This is a genomic window from Cryobacterium sp. TMT1-62 (genome assembly GCF_004403145.1).
Taxonomy (GTDB): Bacteria; Actinomycetota; Actinomycetes; order Actinomycetales; family Microbacteriaceae; genus Cryobacterium; species Cryobacterium sandaracinum.
On sequence record NZ_SOGZ01000032.1, the window covers coordinates 1 to 3,681 of the forward strand.

The following is a 3,681-nucleotide window of genomic DNA, read 5'->3' on the forward strand; positions in this document are numbered from 1 at the left end:
ATTTGACTCTCGTAAGAGAGCAAATTACAAAGATCTAAGCAATTAGATCATTGGTCAATTTCGATCGTGAGACTTTTGAGTCTTACGATTCTTAATCGATTCAAACTCATGTGATTTCAAATTTCTAAGAGCAAACGGTGAATGCCTTGGCATGTAGAGCCGAAGAAGGACGTAGTAATCTGCGATAAGCCTCGGGGAGTTGATAAACGAACTGTGATCCGAGGATTTCCGAATGGGGAAACCCCGCCAGGCCCTTTGGGTGACCTGGTGACTCCCGCCTGAATATATAGGGCGGGTAGAGGGAACGTGGGGAAGTGAAACATCTCAGTACCCACAGGAAGAGAAAACAATAGTGATTCCGTTAGTAGTGGCGAGCGAAACCGGATGAGGCTAAACCGATCATGTGTGATAGCCGGCAGGCGTTGCATGGTCGGGGTTGCGGGACTTTTCTGCTGATTCTGCCGAACAGTGAGGGTTAGAGCGTTGTATAGACGAACAGGATTGAAAGCCTGGTCATAGAGGGTGCGAACCCCGTAGTCGAAATGCAGCAATCGCCCGAAGAGTATCCCAAGTAGCACGGGGCCCGAGAAATCCCGTGTGAATCCGTCAGGACCACCTGATAAGCCTAAATACTCCTACATGACCGATAGTGAACAAGTACCGTGAGGGAAAGGTGAAAAGTACCCCGGGAGGGGAGTGAAATAGTACCTGAAACCGTTTGCTTACAAACCGTTGGAGCCAGCTTTGTTCTGGTGACAGCGTGCCTTTTGAAGAATGAGCCTGCGAGTTAGTGATATGTGGCGAGCTTAACCCGAGAGGGGAATGCGTAGCGAAAGCGAGTCTGAATAGGGCGATTCAGTCGCATGTCCTAGACCCGAAGCGAAGTGATCTATCCATGGCCAGGTTGAAGCGACGGTAAGACGTCGTGGAGGACCGAACCCACTTCAGTTGAAAATGGAGGGGATGAGCTGTGGATAGGGGTGAAAGGCCAATCAAACTTCGTGATAGCTGGTTCTCTCCGAAATGCATTTAGGTGCAGCGTTGCGTGTTTCTTGCCGGAGGTAGAGCTACTGGATGGCCGATGGGGCCTAAAAGCTTACTGACGTCAGCCAAACTCCGAATGCCGGTAAGTGAGAGCGCAGCAGTGAGACGGTGGGGGATAAGCTTCATCGTCGAGAGGGAAACAACCCAGACCACCAACTAAGGTCCCAAAGCGCGTGCTAAGTGGGAAAGGATGTGGAGTTGCACAGACAACCAGGAGGTTGGCTTAGAAGCAGCCACCCTTGAAAGAGTGCGTAATAGCTCACTGGTCAAGTGATTCCGCGCCGACAATGTAACGGGGCTCAAGCACGCCACCGAAGTTGTGGCATTGATATTTTTGGTAAGCCGCACCCTTGTGGTGTTGGTTCAGCCGTGTTGATGGGTAGGAGAGCGTCGTGTGGCCAGCGAAGCGGCGGTGTAAACCAGCCGTGGAGGCTACACGAGTGAGAATGCAGGCATGAGTAGCGAAAGACGGGTGAGAAACCCGTCCTCCGAAAGATCAAGGTTTCCAGGGCCAGGCTAATCCGCCCTGGGTAAGTCGGGACCTAAGGCGAGGCCGACAGGCGTAGTCGATGGACAACGGGTTTATATTCCCGTACTGGCGAAAAACCGCCCAAACTAATCCAGTAATGCTAAGCATCTGAATCCTCTAGATGGATCCCTTCGGGGTGAAGCGTGGGGCCTAGCGTGCGACCCTATGCTGGTGCGGTTAGCGTATTAACAGGTGTGACGCAGGAAGGTAGCTGAGCCGGGCGATGGTTGTCCCGGTCTAAGGATGTAGGCCGAGAGATAGGCAAATCCGTCTCTCATGAAGGTTGAGACCCGATGGGTAGTCCTCACGGACGAAATCAGTGATCCTATGCTGCCAAGAAAAGCATCGACGCGAGGTTTTAGTCACCCGTACCCCAAACCGACTCAGGTGATCAGGTAGAGAATACTAAGGAGATCGAGAGAATCGTGGTTAAGGAACTCGGCAAAATGCCCCCGTAACTTCGGGAGAAGGGGGGCCTGAGGCGTGAAGGGATTTACTCCTGGAGCGTTCGAAGGCCGCAGAGACCAGTGGGAAGCGACTGTTTACTAAAAACACAGGTCCGTGCCAAGTCGCAAGACGATGTATACGGACTGACGCCTGCCCGGTGCTGGAAGGTTAAGAGGAACGGTTAGCCGCAAGGCGAAGCTGAGAATTTAAGCCCCAGTAAACGGCGGTGGTAACTATAACCATCCTAAGGTAGCGAAATTCCTTGTCGGGTAAGTTCCGACCTGCACGAATGGCGTAACGACTTCCCAGCTGTCTCAACCGCGAACTCGGCGAAATTGCATTACGAGTAAAGATGCTCGTTACGCGCAGCAGGACGGAAAGACCCCGTGACCTTTACTACAGCTTGGTATTGGTGTTCGGTGTGGCTTGTGTAGGATAGGTGGGAGACTGTGAAGCTTGGACGCTAGTTCAGGTGGAGTCAACGTTGAAATACCACTCTGGTCATATTGGATATCTAACTTCGAACCGTGATCCGGTTCAGGGACAGTGCCTGGTGGGTAGTTTAACTGGGGCGGTTGCCTCCTAAAAAGTAACGGAGGCGCCCAAAGGTTCCCTCAACCTGGTTGGCAATCAGGTGTCGAGTGTAAGTGCACAAGGGAGCTTGACTGTGAGACTGACAAGTCGAGCAGGGACGAAAGTCGGGACTAGTGATCCGGCAGTGGCTTGTGGAAGCGCTGTCGCTCAACGGATAAAAGGTACCTCGGGGATAACAGGCTGATCTTGCCCAAGAGTCCATATCGACGGCATGGTTTGGCACCTCGATGTCGGCTCGTCGCATCCTGGGGCTGGAGTAGGTCCCAAGGGTTGGGCTGTTCGCCCATTAAAGCGGTACGCGAGCTGGGTTTAGAACGTCGTGAGACAGTTCGGTCCCTATCCGCTGCGCGCGCAGGAAATTTGAGAAGATCTATCCCTAGTACGAGAGGACCGGGATGGACGAACCTCTGGTGTGTCAGTTGTTCCGCCAGGAGCACCGCTGATTAGCTACGTTCGGAACGGATAACCGCTGAAAGCATCTAAGCGGGAAGCCGGCTTCGAGATGAGATTTCCATCCCTTCGGGGGAGAGGCTCGCAGCTAGACTACTGCGTTGATAGGCCGGATGTGGAAGAGGGGACTAAAGACCCTCGGAGCTGACCGGTACTAATAAGCCAATAATTTGATAACACACCAGTTTGAATAAGCTGCAAGCGTCCACTATGTGGTTCTCGATGTACGGTCGAGAACAACGCCCCACGGTGACTCATAAACACTGAGGGCTCTATAACTAAAAAATATAGATTCGATTCATCGAAAGATGTTTCGGCGGCTATAGCGAGAGGGAAACGCCCGGTCACATTCCGAACCCGGAAGCTAAGACTCTCAGCGCCGATGGTACTGCAGGGGGGACCCTGTGGGAGAGTAGGACACCGCCGGACTCAACGTAGCAACACACACAATGGCCACCCCAACGGGTGGCCATTGTGCGTTAACCACCACCCCGGCGCCCCGCCCGGTGGCCACCCGACAGCGACGCCCCCGCCCCATCCACCCCGCGGCGCACATCCGGCAGCGGTCGTGGCCAACTCAGGAGATCCAGCCGGGCCGTGCCGGGCATCCGCACCAA

Annotated in this window: 2 rRNA genes; both read left to right on the forward strand. The window is 53.7% G+C overall.

From position 1 onward, the window contains the following. Nucleotides 1–114: 114 nt before the first annotated feature. Nucleotides 115–3,242 (forward strand): 23S ribosomal RNA (locus E3T34_RS09045). Nucleotides 3,243–3,376: 134 nt separating this feature from the next. Then, nucleotides 3,377–3,493, forward strand: a 5S ribosomal RNA gene (gene rrf, locus E3T34_RS09050). The last annotated feature ends 188 nt before the right edge of the window (nucleotides 3,494–3,681 follow it).